Annotated in this window: 16 protein-coding genes; 15 read left to right on the plus strand and 1 reads right to left on the minus strand. The window is 65.3% G+C overall.

The genetic code is table 11. The features are described from left to right. The first annotated feature begins 45 nt into the window (after positions 1–45). The 8 genes from SKC41_RS29190 (at position 46) to SKC41_RS29225 (ending at position 12,191) form a co-directional block, all read left to right on the plus strand. Complete coding sequence (locus SKC41_RS29190; protein WP_330981178.1) at positions 46–900, plus strand: ESX secretion-associated protein EspG; 855 nt, start codon at positions 46–48, stop codon at positions 898–900. 75 nt (positions 901–975) lie between these two features. After that, positions 976–2,478: a type VII secretion protein EccB gene (gene eccB / locus SKC41_RS29195; protein WP_330981179.1), complete on the plus strand. Its 1,503-nt coding sequence runs from the start codon at positions 976–978 to the stop codon at positions 2,476–2,478. 76 nt (positions 2,479–2,554) lie between these two features. Beyond that, positions 2,555–4,198: a MinD/ParA family ATP-binding protein gene (locus tag SKC41_RS29200; RefSeq protein ID WP_330981180.1), complete on the plus strand. Its 1,644-nt coding sequence runs from the start codon at positions 2,555–2,557 to the stop codon at positions 4,196–4,198. Beyond that, positions 4,179–5,681, plus strand: coding sequence for a type VII secretion integral membrane protein EccD (gene eccD, locus SKC41_RS29205; protein ID WP_330981181.1), 1,503 nt, complete (start codon positions 4,179–4,181; stop codon positions 5,679–5,681). The genes SKC41_RS29200 and eccD overlap by 20 nt, the downstream gene beginning before the upstream one ends. After that, complete coding sequence (gene mycP / locus SKC41_RS29210) at positions 5,681–7,306, plus strand: type VII secretion-associated serine protease mycosin (RefSeq protein ID WP_330981182.1); 1,626 nt, start codon at positions 5,681–5,683, stop codon at positions 7,304–7,306. Before eccD ends, mycP begins: the two co-directional genes overlap by 1 nt. Continuing rightward, positions 7,303–9,051, plus strand: a complete 1,749-nt coding sequence (eccE, locus tag SKC41_RS29215) for a type VII secretion protein EccE (RefSeq protein ID WP_330981183.1) — start codon at positions 7,303–7,305, stop codon at positions 9,049–9,051. The genes mycP and eccE overlap by 4 nt, the downstream gene beginning before the upstream one ends. A gap of 594 nt (positions 9,052–9,645) precedes the next feature. Next, complete coding sequence (locus tag SKC41_RS29220) at positions 9,646–11,016, plus strand: type IV secretory system conjugative DNA transfer family protein (protein WP_330981184.1); 1,371 nt, start codon at positions 9,646–9,648, stop codon at positions 11,014–11,016. A 503-nt stretch (positions 11,017–11,519) separates the two neighbouring features. After that, positions 11,520–12,191 carry a hypothetical protein gene (locus SKC41_RS29225; protein ID WP_330981185.1) on the plus strand — a complete coding sequence of 224 codons (672 nt, stop codon included), beginning with the start codon at positions 11,520–11,522 and terminating at the stop codon, positions 12,189–12,191. A gap of 8 nt (positions 12,192–12,199) precedes the next feature. On the opposite strand, the gene SKC41_RS29230 is transcribed toward SKC41_RS29225, so the two are convergent. Then, positions 12,200–12,697, minus strand: a complete 498-nt coding sequence (locus SKC41_RS29230) for a hypothetical protein (protein ID WP_330981186.1) — start codon at positions 12,695–12,697, stop codon at positions 12,200–12,202. Positions 12,698–12,786: 89 nt separating this feature from the next. Here SKC41_RS29230 and SKC41_RS29235 point away from each other — a divergent pair, with 89 nt between their 5' ends. The 7 genes from SKC41_RS29235 (at position 12,787) to SKC41_RS29265 (ending at position 20,492) form a co-directional block, all read left to right on the plus strand. Next, positions 12,787–13,137, plus strand: coding sequence for a hypothetical protein (locus SKC41_RS29235; RefSeq protein WP_330981187.1), 351 nt, complete (start codon positions 12,787–12,789; stop codon positions 13,135–13,137). Beyond that, the gene (locus tag SKC41_RS29240) at positions 13,130–14,245 is read left to right on the plus strand and encodes a hypothetical protein (RefSeq protein WP_330981188.1); all 1,116 of its coding nucleotides are present in this window, start codon (positions 13,130–13,132) and stop codon (positions 14,243–14,245) included. The genes SKC41_RS29235 and SKC41_RS29240 overlap by 8 nt, the downstream gene beginning before the upstream one ends. Before the next feature lie 13 nt (positions 14,246–14,258). Further along, on the plus strand, positions 14,259–14,942 hold the full coding sequence (locus SKC41_RS29245) for a conjugal transfer protein (protein WP_330981189.1): 684 nt from the start codon (positions 14,259–14,261) through the stop codon (positions 14,940–14,942). 282 nt (positions 14,943–15,224) lie between these two features. Continuing rightward, positions 15,225–15,518: a hypothetical protein gene (locus tag SKC41_RS29250; RefSeq protein ID WP_330981190.1), complete on the plus strand. Its 294-nt coding sequence runs from the start codon at positions 15,225–15,227 to the stop codon at positions 15,516–15,518. After that, the gene (locus SKC41_RS29255) at positions 15,518–15,883 is read left to right on the plus strand and encodes a hypothetical protein (RefSeq protein WP_330981191.1); all 366 of its coding nucleotides are present in this window, start codon (positions 15,518–15,520) and stop codon (positions 15,881–15,883) included. The genes SKC41_RS29250 and SKC41_RS29255 overlap by 1 nt, the downstream gene beginning before the upstream one ends. Further along, positions 15,880–18,480: an ATP-binding protein gene (locus SKC41_RS29260; RefSeq protein WP_330981192.1), complete on the plus strand. Its 2,601-nt coding sequence runs from the start codon at positions 15,880–15,882 to the stop codon at positions 18,478–18,480. The genes SKC41_RS29255 and SKC41_RS29260 overlap by 4 nt, the downstream gene beginning before the upstream one ends. Further along, positions 18,474–20,492: a hypothetical protein gene (locus tag SKC41_RS29265; protein ID WP_330981193.1), complete on the plus strand. Its 2,019-nt coding sequence runs from the start codon at positions 18,474–18,476 to the stop codon at positions 20,490–20,492. The genes SKC41_RS29260 and SKC41_RS29265 overlap by 7 nt, the downstream gene beginning before the upstream one ends. Positions 20,493–20,536 lie beyond the last annotated feature (44 nt).

Raw genomic sequence — 20,536 nt, forward strand, 5'->3', positions numbered from 1 at the left:
GGGCCCCCCTCTTGCGCGTCACATCATGATCGGGGGTTGCGAGCTGTGTTGAACACATCGGTCGAATGCGTGTGGGCTCTGCAAGCGTTGCTCGGTGTCGAGCGGATGCCGATCAGCTTGCATCTCAAGCCCTACATCCCGTCGGCGCACTCCGATCTGATCGTCGAGACGGACGCGGGCAAGGTTCCCCTGGCCAACACTGCGCAATACCACAGCTTGGTGCAGGCGGGCGTGATCGACGAGCACGGCCGAGTCGACGCCGCGGTGCGGGATTGGATGACGGTACTCGGCCGCGCCGAGCGCGAGGTGGTCCTCACTATTCGCCGGCCCGATCAGCCTGCGACGCAGGACTGCGGCGCCACGGTGCATGAGCGCGTCATGGCGGTGTGCCGTTACGGCCGCTATTTGGCGATGGCAGCGCGCGACGGCGAGGAGATGGTGATCGGCGGGGTGGGCGAAAGCGATGAGCCCACACACCAAGTCGAGCTGATGTGCCACATGCTGCTGCCCGCTTTCGGTGATCACCCGCCGGCCGACATCGACGGCATCAACGTCCCCAAAGGCATGATGCAAATGGCGATCGACGCGGCCGGGCGCGAACCGGAAGCGATGGCGGCGGCGCTGCGCCGGCTGGGCCTGGGTCCGTGGGAGGTCGAGGTGGTGCAGGCGGCCGCGGACTTGGATCAGTCGGCGATGGCGGTGGTGGCCGTCATCGACCACTGCCCCGACGTGCGCCCCCACTCACGCGTGTTGACCGTGGCCGACACCGAGTATGGGCGGATCAGTTTCACCACCACCACCGGTGCGGACGGCAAGGAATGGACGAGCATCTGGCCGACCACCGCAACCGGTCTGCGCGACGATCTGGCCAACCTGCTGTCTGCTCCGCAGCTGGTCTGACAGTCGCCATGACGTATGTCTTGGGTCGCCCAATTAGCGCGGATATCGTGCAATGAGCGCCGGTAAGGTTTCCTCATGGCCTTGAATCTCACGTCGCGACTGCAGGTTACGGCGCACTACTTCTGGAATCGGCGCAACGCGGCCGCATTGAGCCATCACGGCGTACGCCTGGATTACGACCCGGAGCAGCGCCGCATCTCAGCTCTGGTGCTCGGGTATACCTTGACCATCGTCATGATCGCGCTGGCCGCCCTGATGGCCTACATCAAACCGGCTGGGCAGGTGGGCAAGTCGCAAATCCTGGCCGACCGCGACACCGGCGCCATCTACGTCATGGTCGATGGCCGGTTGCACCCGGCGTTGAATTTGATTAGCGCCCGCCTGATTTCGGGGGAGGACGCCAACCCGACTTTCGTCAAAGCCGCCGAGCTGGCCAAGTATCCCCAAGGTCCCATGGTTGGAATCGTCGGTGCGCCAACGCAAATGCCGGTGCGCCCCGGCTTGGAGTCGCAGTGGGCGGTGTGCGACAGCGCCCCGACGGCCACGGCAACCAAGTCGGCGGGCCAAGCCCCGGTGGTGACGACGATCGCTGGGCCACTGGCCGGCCGGCGCTCGGCACCGCTGACGATGCCCAACGCGGTGCTGGCCCGCCACGACGACAAAACCGTGGTCATCTGGGACGGGCACCGCTCTGAGATCGACGTCTCCAACAAACCGGTGGCGTTGGCGCTGGGCGTGGATTCCTCAGCACCACAACCGATTCCAATGTCGAGGGCGCTCTACGACGCGATCCCGGCCACCGATCCGTTGGTCGTTCCCACGATCGCTAACGCGGGGCAACCGTCGCCATGGGATTTTGGGCGGCCCGCGCCGATCGGCTCAGTGCTGTCGGTTCATGACGTTCAGCAGTCCGGTGATCAGTTATTTGTGTTGCTTCCCAACGGGATTCAACATATTTCGCCGTTTGTGGCGTCGCTGCTGCGCTCGTCGAACTCGTTCGGCGACCTGGCCCCGGTGCTGGTGTCGCCTGACCGACTCACAGCCGTACCGGTGGTCGAGTCATTGCCGGTGTCTTACTACCCGCCGACCCGGCTGCACCTGGTGGACACCAACGTCAACGGCACCACCTGCCTGGCGTGGTCGAAAGGCTCCACCGACAAGGCCGCCAAGATAACCGTGCTGTCGGGCCAAGGGCTACCCACCCCGCCGGAATCCGATGACCGGCTGGTGCATTTGGTGAAAGACTCCCGCTCGAACGGCGCGGTGGCAGAGGCCGATCAGGTCTACATCGCTTCTAACGCAACGAATTTGGTGATGACCACCAACGCCGACCCGGTGTCAGTGAGCCGCGACTCGCTGTGGTGGGTGTCTGATCAAGGCGTCCGCTACGGCATCGAGCTCGACGACTCGGCCCTCAAACCACTACACATCGCCACCGCCTCGGCGCGCCAAGCGCCCTGGGTTCTGATACGCACCCTGGCGCCGGGCCCGGCGCTCTCGCGCGCCGACGCCCTCACTCAGCATGACACCCTGGCGCCGGTAGCCGGGGCCGAAACACTGCCAACGAAAACCCCCTGACCAGTAACGATGACGAAAATCCAGGCCAACGCAACTAGCGCGGATATCGTGCATTGCCGCTGATAGGATCAACAATATGACCGAGCGTCCAGACCCCGAAATCGACGAGAACGCGCCGCGGCCGCACCCCCCCACAGACACTTCGGGCAGCGCCGCAGAAGACCCGGACAGCGCTGCGCATCGCGACGATCCTGCTCCAGCGCTTGACGAACCGCCTGCCGGGTTGGGCGCCTCAGCGCAGACCGCTGCGCACTCCCGCTTCGATTGGCCGGACCGCCCCCATGTGGGCCACCCCGAGGACCCCACCAACCCCGGCGGCGCCTCATCGGTTCCACCGGGTGCACACCGTGTCGACCCTGCCGGCGGGGCACCGAGGCCGATGTGGCCGTCGCCGGCAGCACAGGACTTTCCGCGGCCTGACGAGGAAGTGACATCGGTGGTCGACCTGTCGAAGACTGCCGCGTGGGAGGCGCTGCAGCGCCGCCGCGGCGCGTGGCCAGCCGCGGCGCCCCCGCCAGCGGGCCCAAACAATTGGCGGGCCGGCGGCGATCGTTATGGGCAGCCACCCGGCGCGGCCCCGTCCGGACAGTTGCAGCCCTACGGCGCGCCGCGCCCACAGGGTGAACTGCCGCCGGCGCCGGCCCGCCCGGGTGACAACGCGCCCCACCCGCAATGGCAGCCGCCTTCTGGCCAAGGCGAAACCGAAACGCCAGAGGAGACCTACTCCTGGTCGCAGGCTCAGGGATCCGGCACGAAGTACAACTATGTGGACAACATCCGCAGCAGTGAGTTGGTGCCGATCAAACGCACCCCGCCGACGCGAGGCTGGCGCAAAGCTCTCTATCGGGCCACCTTCAAGCTGATTAATCTCGGTCGATCCAGAGACGAGCGTGAGCAAGACGAGCTGGAAACACAGATTCAGTCGCTGCTGCGCGGCAAATACAAAATCGGTGTGCTCGGCAAGGGCGGGGTTGGCAAGAGCACCGTTTCGGCTAGTGTCGGGTCGGTTTTCGCCGCGCTGCGTAAAGACGACCGGGTTGTCGCCGTCGACGCAGACACGGCCTTCGGCAAGCTCGCCAGCCGGATCGACCCCTCAGCCTCGGGCTCCTACTGGGAGTTAGCCGCCGACCAACACCTGGATACCTTCGCTGACATTCGCGGCCGATTGGGCAGCAACGCAGCAGGTTTGTATGTCCTTGGCGGAGAGTCGGCGACGGCACGGCGCCGAATCCTTGACCAGGCGGTCTACCAGGCAGCGACGTTTCAGCTCGACAGGCATTTCACGTTGTCCATCGTCGACTGCGGATCGACCCTGGATTCCCCGGTAACCCGCGCGGTCCTCAACGACCTCGACGCGCTGATCGTGGTGTCCTCGCCGTGGTACGACGGCGCGTCCGCGGCCGGGCAGACCTTGGAGTACCTGGCCAACGACGGCTACACCAGCCTGCTCAACCGAACCGTGGTGGTGCTCAACGACTCCGACGGTCACTCCCCAAAGCGTGATCGCGCGCTGCTGGTCGAACGGTTCAGCCAGGGGGGCCACAAGGTGATCGAGATGCCCTACGACGAGCACCTGCGCCCGGGTGGGGTGATCGATCTCAAGGGAGACATCAACCGCAGCACCCACCGCGCGCTGCTGAAAGTGGCCGCGGCGTGCGCCGAGCACTTCGCCGCCACCACCGACGGCCCGAGGGGAATCCATGACCGCCACCGCCGATAAGTCCGCGGCCACTGCGGCCGAGACGCTGATCCCTCCGTCGAGCCGGGTGTCGCTACTGGTGGGGGACACCCAGATCGATTTGCTGCTTCCTGCGGCGGTGCCGCTGGCCAAGCTCGTCGAGCCCACCCGCGACACCATTAACCGGCGGCTCAAATCGGTCGGGGCCAAAGAGCTGCCCGGCGGCGCGTTCGTGTTCGCCCGCGCGGCCGGCATGACGATGCTGTCGGGGAAGCTGTCCCTGGCAGCCCAGGGGGTCCATGACGCGGAGCTCCTCGCGTTTGTGCCCGCGGCGACAGCCCAGCGCTACGAACCCAACATCGAAAACGTCAGCGCGGCGATCGCGAAGTGGGCCAAACAGCATTTCCCGGCGGTGACCGCGCTGGATGCTGCCCGGGTGGCCGTTGCGCTGACCCTGGTCGCGTTGAGTGTGGCTGCGCTGCTGGTGTGGCGGCTGCGCTGGGCGAGTGCGGGTGGATGGCTGGTGCCGACGATTTTCGGAGCCACCGCACTGGTCTTGGCCGGTGCCGCGCTGCTGGCTACGCGCATGGGCGCGGACCGGTTCATTGCCGGCGCGACAACCTGGGCGGTGATCGTGGCGCTGGTCGCCGCCGGCGCGACCACCCCGCCCGGCGCGCATCCCGGCGCGCCCCACGCCGTGCTGGCAGCAGGTGTCGCGCTGATCGCGGCCGCGGCCTTGGGCAAGCTCACTGGTCGCTACTGGGTGGCCGCGACCGCCGTGGTGACGGTCTCGGTGGCCGGGCTCGGCAGTGCGGCGGCACGGATGTTCTTCGCCGTGCCGGGCCAACGCATTGCTGTCGTGGTGTTGGTGGGGGTATTGACGGTCTCGCTGGCCGCCCCGGGGATCGGGCGCCGTTTGGCGCGCGTGCCGCGCCAAAGCTTCGAATCAATCACCGGCAAAGACATGTATGAACGCTCACCCAGCGATCCTGAGGACACCATTTCCCCGGTCGCTGACAGCCCGCGCGATATTACGTTGACCGGTGAACAGGTGGGCGAGGTTGCCTTGCGGTCTAACCGCGTGTTGATGGGCCTGTTACTGGGCACGGCGGCGACACAGGTGGCCGCGTCGTGGTTCGCGGTCCAGCCGGGCGTGGGAACGCAGTGGACCTTTGTTGTGGTCAGCGCGTGCATTGCGCTGATTGCGGTGTTGCGGGCGCGCGCCTTTCGGGACCGCCGCCACGCCATCACGCTGGTTGTCGGTGCGGCGTTGTCGCTGTTTGCCATCCCCGCCCATTACGGATTTGCGGCCAACGCCGGCGCGACCGGTGCGGTGTTGGCGTGCGCGGCGGCCGTGGTGGGCATTGCGCTGGCTGCGCTGCTCGCTGGGGCGATCGTGCCCACCCACATGTTTTCTGAGCCGGTCCGCGAGGTCGTCGAGTACGCCGAATACCTCGCTACCACTGTGGTGGTGGTCTTCGCCGCGTGGACGATCGATCTCATTCAATTCGTGAGGTATCACTGATGCGTGTCAAGGCCGCGGCCTCCGCATTGGGTGCGGCCGCTTTGGTGGCCGCCCATGTGATCGCTGCGCCGGCCGCGATGGCCGTGGCGCCGCCGGTGATCGATCCAGGAGCGTTGCCGCCGGCGGAAACACCGGGCCCGGCCGAAGAGATGCGGCAAAGCGAGGCGTGCATCCTGCCCGTCGTAATTGCCGATCCGAACGTCGCCCAGCCCGCCCCGGGTAACGCGATGCTCAACGTGACGCAGGCCTGGCAGTATTCGACGGGCGCCGGGGTGACGGTCGCCATCGTCGACACCGGCGTCACCCCCAATCCGCGGTTCCCGTCGCTGTTCGCTGGCGGCGACTATGTGCAGGGATTGCCCAATGGTGGACTGACCGACTGCGACAACCACGGTTCCTTCGTCGCCAGCATCATCGGCGCCGCCCCGTCGAACCCCGCCAGTCGGCCCGCGTCGAAACCGGCCGGTGCGGGGGCACCGGCCGCTCCGCCACCGGTGCCTGCCAATCCGGCACCTCCGCCGCCGACTCCCAAAGCGCCGCCGCCCTCAACGGTCACGGTGACCGCGCCCCCACCGCCGCCACCCCCGCCGGGAGGCGATGCTCCCGCCGACGGTGCGGGAGGCTCCAACACGGGGCAACCGCTGGTGGCTGGACCCCCGCCGACGGGACCTGACGGGGTGGTCGGTGTGGCGCCTGACGCCACGCTGATCTCAATCAGGCAAGCCTCCGCCGCGTTCTCTCCGGCCCATCCGACCCCCGAAGAACAAGACCTGCACCGCAAAGCCGGTGATGTCCTGTCATTGGCCAAAGCGATCCGCACCGCGGCCGACCGCGGCGCGAGGGTGATCAACGTGTCGCTGGCGTCGTGCACCAACGCTGCGGCACCGGTCAATCAAGACGCGCTCGGGGCGGCGGTGCGCTACGCCGCGGTGGACAAGGACGCGGTGATCGTGGCCGCGGCCGGCAACCGCAATGACCCCATGCAGCACGACTGCGGCCAGAACCCGGTTTTTAACCCGCTCAACGTCGATGACCCACGAGACTGGGCCGGGGTGCGCACCATTGTGAGCCCGGCCTGGTTCTCCGATTACGTGCTCGCTGTGGCAGCGGTGACCCCGGAAGGCCAGCCGATGCCCGATTCCATCAACGGTCCTTGGGTGGGGGTCGCCGCGCCCGGATCGCGCATCATGGGGCTCTCGAGTGTCAACGGTGCGGCGGTCAACGCCTCACCCGGCACCGACCCTGGCACCGGAAACGGAGTGTGGGGCACCAGCTTTTCGGCGGCGTACGTGGCCGGTGTCGCTGCCCTGGTGCGCGCCAAATACCCGGATCTAAGTGCACACCAGGTGATTCGGCGCATCATGGAGACCGCCCACAATCCCGCCCACACCGTCGATAATCAGGTCGGGCACGGGGTGGTGGACCCCGTGGCCGCCCTGACCTTCGATATCACCCCGGGTGACCCCAAGCCTGTCGAGCACCTCAGCACGGCTCTGCATGTGCCACCCAAGCCGCCGACCCCCGATCTGCGGCCACGCAACGTAGCCCTGCTGGGCCTGGGCGTCGTGGTCCTGGCCGCCGGCGCGCTCTTTGGTGTAATGGCCATCAAACGGAGAATGTCGTGAAAGCGCGCCCGGTCACCATCCGTCCCGCCTTGGGCGCTGTCGTCGGCGCCGAGGTGATCGGAATCGGCGCGTTCGCCGCACTGCCGACGTGGCTTTTCGGGTGGTGGCCCGCAACAGGGATCACCCTGGCCGCGGTGGTGCTGCTGGTCGTCACGGTGCACCGGCGCAACGCCGCAGCCTGGGTGCTGGACCGGTCACGCTGGATGCGCGCTCGCCGGCACACCACCGCCGTGGGCGCTGCGGTGGACATCAGCCACGGCGGCAACGTGTACGGAGTGCGCACCGCCGACAATGAGGCCGTCGCGATGATCGAAGTCGACGGCCGACCGTATTCACCGACATACCTGCGGGGTTCGACGCTGGCGTTGACCGACAATCTGCTGCCGCTCGACGTGGTGATCGGTCTGATGGAACAACCCGGCGGTCTGCACCTGGGTATCGACGTCGCGACCGCAGGGTATCGGGTCCGCCCGGGCACCGGGTACCCGCAGCTTTACGGCACATTATTGGCGGATCGGGGCGCAGCCGGGCAACGCACCACTCATTTGATCGTGCGCCTCGACATCAACGAATCGGTCCGCGGCCTGATGTACCGCCGCTCGATCGGTTCTGCGGCAGCCGCGGCGACCGAGCGCATCGTCAAAGCCCTTGAGCAGCAAGGCTGCCGGGCCCGCGTTCTCAACGCCGAAGAACAAGACACGATGCTCGAGGACCTCAGCATGGGCCTAGCTTGTGCGCCGCCCCGCCCGCCGGTCATCGACGAGGTCGAGGACCTCGATACCGCCGCGGCCGGTGAGGGTGCCGACCAGCTCGAGCTGATCGGCTCGGGCGGCCGCCATCAACGTGCCGCGGGTGCCGCGTCCGCACCGCTGACCGCTGCGCAACGGACACGCCCCAAAGCCGACGTCGGGTGGAAAACCATCAACGCCAAACCCGGTTATGTGACCTCGTATTACTTTTCGCCCGAAGACATCACGACCGAATCGTTCAACCAGATGTGGTCACTGCGGAGCGACCACATCGTGCATGTGCTGATGCTGCGCAAAGTCCCCGCCGGCCCGGTGACGGTGTCGGCGCTGGTGCGTACCAACGACCCTCGCCCACCAGAGCAGCCCCCCACGTTGTTCCTCAACACGTTGCCGGGCAGCCAGTACAACGCTGCACTGCGAGCCGCGCCGACAACCCAACCCGCGCTGCATTTGCCGGCTCGGCCGTTGACTGCCGTCGACGAGGTGCAGGTCCCAGTCGGTCCGACCGGCATCCTGGTCGGAGCGGCGCTTCGTGACGACAAGTCGGCGTGGCCGCCGATCCAGCGCGACGACTTGGTGATGTGGCCGTTGACCGACGCGGCGCAACCGACCCGCATTGTCATGGACACCTCGGATTTCTATGTACGCCAGCTGCTGATCCGGGCCGCCGCGGCGGGCGAACGTGTCGCCATCTACTCTCGCGAGCCGCGGCGCTGGTATTCGGTATCGCAAACCAACATCGCAGTGGTCGAAGCACGCCGGGCCGCCGAGTTCGTACCAACGGTGATCGTCAACGATCGGGCTACCATCGCGCCGCAGGCCGGGCTGTCCTCAACAGTGATCACTGTGGGCCACAGCCCAACCGACGCCATGGTGCCCGATATTAGGTTTGAGCAGACCTCGGAGTCGACCGTGCGCATCACGACCGCCGCACGAACTGTCGACCTATCCATGGTGGTGTTCCGTCAAGAACAAACGTGGACCGGCAGCGCCTAAAGACCCGTGAAAATAGCGGACGGCCACGGGGTGTCGAGGATTTAACCTTAAATCATGGCTGCGCAGAACACCGTGATCGCACTTGATGGAACCCGGCGCTACCACTCGGCGGATTCGAGTGGCCTGTTCACCATCAAAGAAGTCAGCCAGGCCTGCGGCCTGCCAGGGCCGGTGATCATGCAGCTGGTGCCCCGGACTTGGGTTGAACCAGTGGGTTGGCTCTACACACTCGACCAAATCCGCGCGGCCATCACGATTTCCGAGGATCTACACCCTCCGTCTGAGACCAATCAGACTGAGGCGCAACGGGACCCGATCGAAATGCTGTCCTGCGCGCGTTGCTTTGTGCTCACCGACGTCGCCGATGCGAGAGTTCGCGGCTGGCTCAACGTCGTAGAGCCTGACAGCAGTGGGCCGGCGGCCTGGGATGGCAAGGATTACTGCGCGCAGTGTGTGATTCGGTGCCCGAGCTGCCGAACCGATGTTAGTGACGGTCTGTGTGAGACGTGTTTCGGCGCGCGGAAGATTCCGAGGCCGCCACTTGCAACGAATTTTGTGCAGTCAACGCCACTGCGGCGGCCTTACCGTTGATGAATGGCAATTGCGAACAGCACTGACGGATTTCGGCCACCGGTAACCCCTTTCGCCGGATGGACGCGAGACGGTCACGGGCGGCTGGTTCCCTTGGAAACGGCGCCCCACGTCGGTGGGTTCGCGCCGCCGGGAACCGGCAAAACACGCCGCTGGCTGGCCCAGTCCGCGGTGCTGTGGCCCGGCCCCGCGTTTGTGTCATCCAGTAAAGACGACCTGATGCAAATGGTGGCGTCGCGCCGCTACGGCCCTACAGCGCTGTTGGACCTGCGCCCGATCACTGCGCCCTACTATCCCAAAGACTATGTCTCGTACCGCTTTGACCCCACAGCGCTGATCACCAGCCTCAACGACGCTATAGCAACAGCCCAAAGCCTGCTGAGCACATCAGCAATTGCCCTGTCCGGCAGCGCATTTCGCCAGGGCTCCGATCCTGGGCCGTGGGATCAGCTAGCGCTTGCACCGCTGGTGTGCCTGCTGTACGCGGCCAGCCCAGAGGGCACCGGGCAGGGGATGGAGTGGACCCTTGAAGCCTCAGAAAACGTCGAAGTCGGCCATCGTCACGACGCTTACCAAACGTCATGGAAACCCGGATGGGCCAGCGCCGCCGCGTGGACGGCTGACCCGCTGTTCGAGGCGCGAGTGCGCGCCGTGCTGGAAATGGAACCTAAGCAACGCGATTCGGTGAAAATGACCGTGACCAAAGTTCTCACCGCCTGGCTGCTTACAACCAAACGCGACCGCAAGTTCCCGTCGCTGGACTTGTCGTTCTTCGACGGCGCAGACGCCACGCTGTTCCTCCTGACCCCTGCTGATGGAACGGTCGCTGCGCAAGCAATTGTGTTGATGGATCAGCTGATCAATCGGCAACGTATGAAAGTGGCGCAGTGGGAGGAATTTCACCGCATCGGGCTGTTCCTCGACGAGATCACCAACACTCCGATTCCTCGGCTTCCCCAGTATTTGGCCGAATCGCGTGGGCTCGGATGTTCTATTTGCTTTGCGGCGCAGGCCGGTTCGCAACTCGATGCCATTTATGGCCCGTTGCAAGGCAAGGCCATCCGAGATGTCACTCCCGCGGCGATGATCATGTACGGCTCCCACGAGCGCGATATCATGGAATCGGCCGCATTCTGGTCAGGCAAAGCAACACGCAGCCACCAAAGCTACGATCACAACTCGGATAACAAAAGCACCAGCCGCCACTTCGGGAATGCCTTGGAGCCAGCGGAGTTGCTGCCCCGCAACATCGGGGAGGCCCGGCTGATCCCCAGGGGCGCGCCAGGCGAGATGGTAGAGCTGATCGATTGGGACGAGTTCATCACATACCTCGACGAGCTGCGCGCCGCTCGCCGGCGGCGTGTAGCATCTTAAACACGTTGTTACAGTGCTACTTTGGTGCCAATGAAACTTGCCATCTCAAAAAATGGAGTCTTTGGACGTGAATAGTCTTGACGAAGACACGGCCGCCGAGGCCGCCGAAACGACACGCATTTGAGGCTAGTCGCCGACGACACGACGCGCGACGGGTCGGATTGCCGTAGGTCAGAGCTTGGCGATATGTCAGGGCCCTGTGCGGCGGTGAGCGTTGGCGCCGTCTCCGACCACGGGGGCTGGCGGGCGTGGCGCTGACAAGTGGCCCGCCGGCTGAGGCGTGTACCACAACCTGCTTGTGCTGTCGCGGAGAAGTCACGCGGGCCGCGCGCACTCCCGCCAGCGGACGTCACACACTGTGGGCACTAAACAGCAGCGCCGCCTCAGTGAATCAGTAACAGCAGGCAGCGAAGCCCAGATCGGAGTCATCCTGGGCCCGCGGCAGCCCAGTGGCGGCAAAAAATAGCGCAGGAGAGCGTCTTTGGGCGCTTTACGCTCAAAGTATGGCCGTTGACCTGCCTCCGGACCGCTTCGATGACGTCCGGCGAGAATGGATCGCCTACCACCAATGGTGGTCGACGATTCAGCGCTGCCGCGCCGAGCAGCTCGGGCGGATCGTGCGCAAACGGCAGCGCATTCGCACCTCGGCGGTACCAGATCCACACGACGACACCCGAATCGATCCACTGTGGATGCGGGCAGCCAAGTCGCGGGCCGCGCGCGTGGAGGTGGCCTTCGTAGTGGCGGCAGCCGTCATTGCGCCGATCGGGTGGGCAGGGGGGTGGGTGTTGAAGGCCATGCTGGTCCGCCTGATCCCGCAGACGCTGCGCGGCTTCCCGGTCGCGGCGATGTTGTGGGCTGGGGCTGCCTTCGCCGCGCTGACGGTGGTGATTTCTCAGCTCGTCTACGACCCGGCAGGCTCATTCGGCCAAATCGCGGTACTGCCCTGGCTGTGTTTACAGCTCGTCATGATTCCCACGGTGGCGGGCATCTACGGCATCGCCGAGGGCTGGCTGGCTGTCGCAGGATCTGACCAATGGTGGCCGCTGACCCCGGTCAAAAAGCCGATCACGCCCGAGGACGCGGCGGCCATTTTGGGTGCCTACGACATGACCGGGCCAGGGGTGGTCGACACACGACCGCTGCACGAGCCTGGCGAAAGGACGCGCCCGTGACCAGCGATTCACGCAGAGTTGGCGTCGGCGATCGAAGTGGTCGAGCCGTGCCAGGCGCCCAACTGCTCATCGGGGTTCAGTTCGATGAGGACGCGCCGAATAAGGTCGATGCGCCGCTCGACAGCGGCATGGTCCTCTTCGAGCCGGTCGAGTTCGTCGCGGAGCTGAGCCGTGAGCCGTTCTGTGATCTCGTCTTCACTGACAGGCCGAAGTGGGTGCTTCTTTTCGCGAAGGCCGGCCCGGTTACGGCGGGGAGTGAGGCTCATGGGATGGCCGCCGAGCAGCACGACCGCCGCAGAGCCGGGTTGCCACCCGAGGGTGGCGTCCAGGCGCAGCAAAGTGCCGACAGCCGGGGTGTTTTGGGCTTTGCGGCGGCGGGCCTTGACGAGGGTATCGACACCGGGGCCGCCGCGATCCGCCACTTCCTGCTTAGACATGTTCAGCTGCGCGAGACGGGCCTCGACGAAGTGGATGAGCCGGTCGATCCCGTCGGCTGGGGCGGTCATATCCCGCACCCTACCGCACGAAATGCCCCATATCCGCTACCAGATTCCGGACCCGGATTTCTGTCACATCCGATAACTAGGGTCGTTTCATGAGAATACTGATCGCGTTCCTCTGCATGGGTTTTCTGGCCACGATGGCCACCGCGCTGGCCCTCTTCGAGGTGTTAGCCCGGACCTGGCCGCTACTCATCGTCGCACTCGGCGTTGTCGTGGCCGTGCGGCTGCATGATCGCCACGCCCGCAAAGCCGCTACACCGCCAGCCACCCTGCTTCCGGCAAGGAGTGTCGCCGTGCCCCGGCCGGCGCCCGCACCGCAGCCGATACAAGCCCGTCCCGCGGGCTGGGTGCTCGTCCCCGTGTGGGTGGACAGTCAGGGACAACCTCAGCGCCACCCGGTCATCGACGGTGACGTGATCATGGAGGACAGGCGCGGTGGCTGAGGGGACAACGTCGACCCAAGACTGGATGCTCGCGCAGCTCTTAGATGACGGGCCGGTCCTGACCGTCACCGATCAGGTTGAGCCCCAAGCCGACTGCGCCAACAGCGAGGGGCCTACTGGAGTCGAGGACGACGCGGTCGACCAGCACGACGGCACCAACCCTGCATCAGCCGCCGAGGCCGCTACCGCGCTGCCGCACGAACTCGACGAGCCCGCCGAAGTGGGCGAGCACACCGATCCCGACGTCAATCGCGGGGCAAAACGAACGGCCGTCTGGCTGGGCTGCGGTGCTGCGGTGGTGGCGGTGCTGATCGTGGTGGCATTCGCCGGATTCGGCGGCGGCCCGGACCCAGTGTCACCGCCACAGCACCACGCCACCATCGCCGCGGTCGCCGCCGCTCCGACGACCAGTGCCGCCGTGCCACAACAGGATCAGGCCGTGCCGTATACCCCCTGGAGCACCAGTTGCACCCCAGACGGAGGTGCGGGCGACCAGCTCGCCGCACGCTCAACGCTGGCGCTGACCGACACCGCAACCGACTCGGCGTGGGTGTGTGGCCGCGGACCACAGGAAAGCCGCCTCGACGGCCAAGTGCTGCACGTGCAGTTCATGTGCGACCCGTCGCGCCCGAACTCGGCATGCAGCTACATGCTCAATTCGCTGTCGGTGACTCCGGGCTGGGTGGCCAAAACCCAAGGCGGCAAAGAGGAATGGATGCAGCACCGCGTCGTGACCAACGTGCAGTTCAACTTTTTCAACGGCAATGAACTCGTCACGGATCCACTGCCAGTCGACACACACAGCGTCCACGGCCCGGTCTCGGTGACCTTGCCCAGACGAGTCCTGGTCTCCCGTGTTGATGTGATTATTCTGCACACCGATCGTCCGCCGGCGAATCCGCTGCCAAGCTCGCCGGCGGCTGCGCCGAGCGCCGGCGCGGGCGAGCAGCCGCCCAACGGGCTGATGGATTCCCTGCTGGGTGCACCGGGTTCTGACCCGGCGTCGCCACCGCCGGCCGATCCCGCCAGCGGCGCCACGGCCGGCACCCCAGTCGATGCCACCTTCGCGATGAGCCAACTGCAGTTCTTCGGCCACTCGCCTAACTAAAGGACCAGCTTTCATGAGCACCATCACGATGTCGAGGACCTGGCAGTCGCGCATCGGCCGCGGCCGCGGTCTTCTTCGTCAGGCCGCGATCGCGGTCGTGACGCTCTTTGCGGTGTTCGGGTTCGCCGCCTCGCTGAAGGTCTTTTTCAGTGCATCTCATCCTGATAGCAGCGACGTCGCCGCAATCGCCAACCGTGCCGGCAATCAGCGCGCCGCCGCGGGTCAGTTCGCCGCTGATTTCGTTGCCGCGGTGTTAACCACGCCGAGCTCCAAACAGTCGACGCTGCAACGCTTCATCACGCTTTCCGAGTCCGACAGAGCGTTCGCGGCGGCGCAGTCGGCTCCGCCGCCGCCAGCGGTGATCAACACCCCCAAAGTGTGGTCGGTGGTGCCCAACGGCTCGGTCGGCGACGTCGATCTGTATGGGGTTGTCGTGGTCGTGCAGCAACGCTCCTACGCGTCGGCGGAAGCAGCGAGCGCGTTTTATGGTGTGCCCGTGGCGGTTTGGCACTACCAACCGCGCGCAATGGACTGGCCGGTGCCGATGAGTAACCCCGGCCCGGGCGCCGATGTGAAACAGGGCTACGACCACCCGTTGAGCCCCAGCAGCCCGGTCTATCCCGTGGTGAGCGGCTTCATCAACACGTACCTGACGGCCACGAGCGGCCTGGACCGCTACGTTGTGGCCGACTCGTGAATCAAACCGATCGGCGGCTATCAAAGCGCCGTGATCAAGAACGCCGACACCGCCACCGAAGTCCCTGACGCGCCGGCCCCGGGGACCCGCGTTCACGTCCGAGCGCGCGTCGTCGCGCAAACTTCACAATTTGCCGCACTCAATTTTACATTTCCGCTGACTGTCGAAAATAACGGCGGAACATGGATGGTCACGAGCATAGACTCAATACCGCAGCTCAGTAATAACAGCAACCCTGTGCCGGCCACCTCAACACACAATTAACTAGACAAGGAGATCATCGTGAACGCGACACATGCACAACTTCTGGCCGCAGGGCTCTTCACTTCCGGAACCTCGCTGGCCTACATGCTCGAAGGGCTGCTCGCCGCGGCCGCGCTCGTGGTGGGCACCGTCGCCACGTTGGGCAAAGCGGGCAAAGAAGGCGCCGGCGCCGGCATGACCCACCAATTCCTGGTGATCGGTTTATCGGTGACCATCTTCTTGTCGGCGGGTATCGCAGCACTGTTCACCCACGAGTTCCAAAGCCACGGTGTCACCAACCACGTCAACGTACCCAACCCGTACGGGCAGTAATGGCCGACGAAACCCCGGCCAAGGTTTGGTCGGACCAGCGCGATCTGCCGATCTACCTCGGCGACTCCGGAGACGGATTCCGCCTGCCGTTCAAAGAGAAATGGCGACTTCCTGACACCACAGCACTGCTGGTGGGCTTTGTCGCCACAGCCTCGCTGATGACTCTGAACCTTCAAAGCGGCAACGCCTTGATCATTGGTGCCGTTGGCGCGGCGCTGACCGCCGCCGCGATCTGGGCGCTGTCCAAACTACCCGCTAGCCGGCCCTCACTGCGTACTCGACTGCAGTTCTGGCTGGCCGACCTACACCCGCACGTCATGTGTTCGCACGAGCCGGGATCGCCGAAACACGGTCCGCGGCAATGACTGTCACACCCAGCGAAGCCCCCATTGAGGCTGTCGGCAACCTGCGCTTCACCCACAGCGGGGTCTACGCCGAGTACCTGGTATCGGGGTTGCCGTTTATCTTTTTGCCCAAAGAGTCGCAGGACTTGGTCGCCGACATGCACGCCGAGCTGCTCCGGACCCTGCCATCAGGCTCGCTACTGAGCGGCCTGACAGCGCCGGTGGCAACCCGCAACATCACCCGGCGCATGATCTATGCCCACCCTGATCTGCACCCAGACAACGTCATTGACGCCACCGCCATGCCCGAACATGCCGAAGCCTGGGTGCAGCACTGCCAGCGCTGGGCCCCAGCCCTCCACGCCCGCAACTCGCGGCGGCGCATCTACTGGCTGAGCCTTCCGTTGGATTACGGCCTATCCGGGTCGACCACGGCAGGAGGATGGCAACGCCGCCTCGACTCGATCATCGGCCGCGACAAAGATAGCGCGGCCGCCCTGGCGCACTACCGCCAGCTGGCCGCCACGATGATCGCCAAGCTGCCCCCGGCGCTGTTCGCGAAACCGGTGAGCGTCGAACAGATCTGGTGGCATTGGAACTACACCGCCAGCCGCCACACCTGGCAGAAGCCCATCCCCAATCAACCCTATAACCCTGATGCCCGACTACCGGGATCCGCGTTCACACCGGTCTGGAAAGACCTGTCCGCTGCCGCGCTCCGTCAACGGCGATGGCGGGCCGCGCGCACCGAGGCTGACATATTCCTGCGTACGTATCGACACGAGGACGACGGTGTGGCCGACTCGTATCAAGCCATCGTGGGACTGGAAAAATGGCCCGACGCCGGCCTGCGCTGGCCGCGCTCAACCATCTTCAAGGTGCTCGATGATGTGACCGGACCGGCCATCACGTTGGACTGGACGATTCATTTCACGTTCGACACCGCTGAGGTGGCCGTGGCAACCGCACACAATGTCATCACCAACATCAAAGACCAAGCGCGCCAACGTGGCCGCCACGCCGACAGCGACGACGAGCTACTACGCAAACTCGTCTCCGGTAGGCAGCTGGCCTCTGCACTCAAACAGGGCAGCGCCGAACGAGGCGTCAACGCAGCGGTCGTGGTGATCGCCGCCGCCGCAGACGCCGCCGCCGCCGACACCGCGATCTCAGAAGTGATCCGCCGCTATCGCACCCAACGACTCGAGCTCAAACGCCGACGCGGCAGCCAACCCACATTGTGGCGCGCCCTGAATCCGGGAACCGAAACCACCGCAGGCCTGCATGAGATTCGAAACCCTTCCACCACCAACGCATTCGCGAAACTCGTGCCACTGCTGGCCACCAGCCTCGGCAACAACGTCGGGGTCCCGCTGGGGGAGACCATCACCAGCCCCGGTCTGCGCGAGATCGTCCTCAACGACCTCATCGGCGCCCCCGGGCGCGACAATCCGGGCAACCTAGTCATCGGCGGATCCCCGGGGCGCGGAAAGTCGCAGTGCGCCAAGAACCTCGTCCGGTCATGGCTGGAATTAGGTGCCGGTGTACATCTCATCGACCCCACCGAGGCGCGCGAACACCAAACCGCATTATCCACATTCGACGCCAACAAAAAGGTCATCATCGACCCCAAAAACCCCCAATTCAGCCTGGACGGGCTGCGCATTTTTCCGTTTGAGTATGCCGCAGAGCGCACCGTAGACCATTTGCTGCCGCAAATAGGATTTCCGCCAGTGAGTCCTCAGGCTTCACGGCTTAAGGGGCTGCTCGCCCCGGCCTCACGAAACGCCAACGGCATCGGGTGCCTCAACCAGTTGATCGGGTTTCTAGCCGACCGCAGCAGACCAGACCGGGTCAGCATCGATGACGACTTACTCATCGCGTTGGAAGGCCTACGGGCCGAGCGGCTGCTGGCGCCGATGTTCGACGACACCCTGCCGCTGCCGGACTTGTCCAAGCAGCTTGTCATCTGGAACTTCGGCGGCCTCAAATTGCCCACTGTCACCGAGGAATACCAGGCACACCTACACCACCTAACCACCCCGAGTCAGCGTGCCGCCCAAGCCCTTTACGGAATGGCCGCCAACCTCGCGGAATCGCTGTTCTTTTCCCGCGACACCCAACCCGACATCCTGGTCGTCGAAGAATGCGCGGCGTGGACACATTCTCCCGGAGGGCAGCGCTGCGCGAACAACGTGATCCGCCAAGGCCGTAAAGCATGGACGCTGTTCATGGGGATCAGCCAGTCACCCAGAAACGACTTCGGAGTACTGGAAGACGAATACATTGAGCAACGACTCTGCTTGGGCTTCAAAGAAACTGCCATCGCCGAGGACACACTGCTGTGGTGCAACCGCGACCTGGATCGCCACCCGCAGCTGCGCAGCGACTACGTCACCAACACCAGCCCCGCGGCGATGCCCAACCACGGCGACGACACGATCGACAGCCGCCACGGCAAAGTCATTCCCGGCCGCGAAGGCGAGGCGTGGTTTCTCGACGAATTCGGCGGGTGGGGCAAGGTCAAGTTGTTCGGCGCACCGACCCGCGAGCTTGCCGAGCTCTATGACACCAACCCACAACGCAAGCGACAACGCCAAAGGATCAGCGCGTGCTAGCGCGAGCACATTGCTGGCTGCAGCTGCATCCGCGGGTGGCGCGGCCACTCAAGGTGTATGCACTCCTGCAGGTGCTGGCGACCATCGCGGTCACACTGGCTCCGGGAGCGAGTGCATCGACCAATGCCGCGGTGCTGAATTGGACTGGCCTGCACGATAACTACGGCGTCCCCATCGGCGACTTCTACCTGTCGGTGGCCAGCGTTCCCGATCAGCTCACCCAGGGCGGGCCCGACGCGCAGGCATGGGACCCCTCGTCATGGGGGCCGTGGATGGTGCACGCCCTGGAAGTGGTGTCGACAGGTTTGGCGGCCTCCAACATCTTGACCGCCGAAGCGGGGGCTTTCATCGGCATCATCGCCTTGTCGCTGTGGGTGATGAAACTGACCATTTCGACGTACTGGCTGACCGTGTTCGGCGAAATCGCCAAAGCAATCACCGCTGCGGTCATCACCGTCACCACCCGGTGGGGCTTGGTCGCCATCACCGTGCCGCTGGGGGTGTTCCTCGGCGTGCTGGCAATACGTCGAGGAGAAGCCGGCCGCGGCTGGACGATGATCCTGCTGGCGATCATGATGCCGGCCTTAGCCATCACCGTGTTCTCCGACCCGGCGGGAATGATGTACGGCCCCAATGGGATGCTGGCGTTCGGGCGCAGCATGGGATTTAGCACCGCCGAAGCGGTCACCCACAACGGCGCGATCGGCAGCGGCGGTTTCACCGGTCAAGTCGACACCCTCACATCAAGCCTCATCACCCACGTCGGGCGAGAGCCACTGGAAGTCTTCAACTTTGGCCATGTCGTCGACACAAGGCCCGGGTGCGCAGCACAGTACACCGCCGCGCTACAGCAAGGCATTTCTGACGGGCCAATCAAAGCGATGGGCCGCTGCGGTGATCTGGCCGCGGTGCACTACGCCCAAAACCTGGATGGCACAAACACATTCAACGGGGCCATCTTGGTCATGACAGCAACCCTGTTTGGCTGGTTCATGATCTCCTCGGGCGCCTCGGTGTTCAAGGTGTCGCTTAAAGCGATGTACACGACCGCCAAGCTGTTGCCCAGCGTGTTCGCCGGCGGCATTTCCGGGGCTGCGCAAGAACACGCCAAAGCCACCGTGTGGCGATTTTTCAAGCATCCGATAGAAGTGATGGTGTTCGTCACGTTCGTCAGCGTGATGGGGCTAGCGATCGAGCGGCTCATCTCCCGCCCCTTGCCGGCCGAGTTGGGCGGCAACAACCCGTTCGCGCATGTGCTGATCATGGGCGGCGGTTCGATGGCGGCGCTGTATCTGCTCCGCCATATCCGCGCCGACCTGCAGGGACAACACCCGGGTCGCGGACTGCTTGGCCGTGCCGGCGACGTGGCAATGGGGCTGGCCATGCACGCTGGGTTGCGGGGGGCCGGGTCGGCGGCGTTGGGCGGTATGCGAGGTCTGCACGGCAAGGGCAAAACACCCTGGGAGCAGCTCGACGAGCATTCAGCCAGCAACCCTCAAGACGTGCTGGGCCAGCCTCAAGAAGGCTTCTCCCCAGTTCCCGCAGCCGCACCGAGCGACGGCGAAGACTCCGCACAGTCAGCCGCCGGCGCCGCGACGTCAGCGCCGACGGCGGCGTCCGCCGGCGCCCATCCCATCGTCGCTGCGGCCACGGCCGGCGGGGAGATCGACCAACTGATCGCCAAGGCGGGCACGGGGTTAGATCCGCGCCGCCGCCCCCGACGCGAACCGCGTGGCCGGGCCGCCGGCCAGGCGAACGCCGCCGGGCATGCAGTCCTCGACGCCAACGGGGCGGCCACCGCAGAGCCGGGCGCTGCCGGGGAGGTCGCGCCCATCAATACGGCTTCCTCTGCCGCGTCAGACGCAGGATGGGACAGCCCGCCACCGCTGTCGGCATATGCCGATCACACCTCCGCTGATGTGCCGCTTCCGCCGGCGCCCCCACCTGAGGATGCCGCCGGGCCGCCACCACCAGAAGACGAGCCCTCGGTCGCCCCGATCTCGGGCCACTAACGGAGCAACGCAAGGGGAGACGGTCAGTACGTCCGAGCGTTTAC

The organism is Mycobacterium sp. 050128 (assembly GCF_036409155.1).
Lineage (GTDB): Bacteria > Actinomycetota > Actinomycetes > Mycobacteriales > Mycobacteriaceae > Mycobacterium.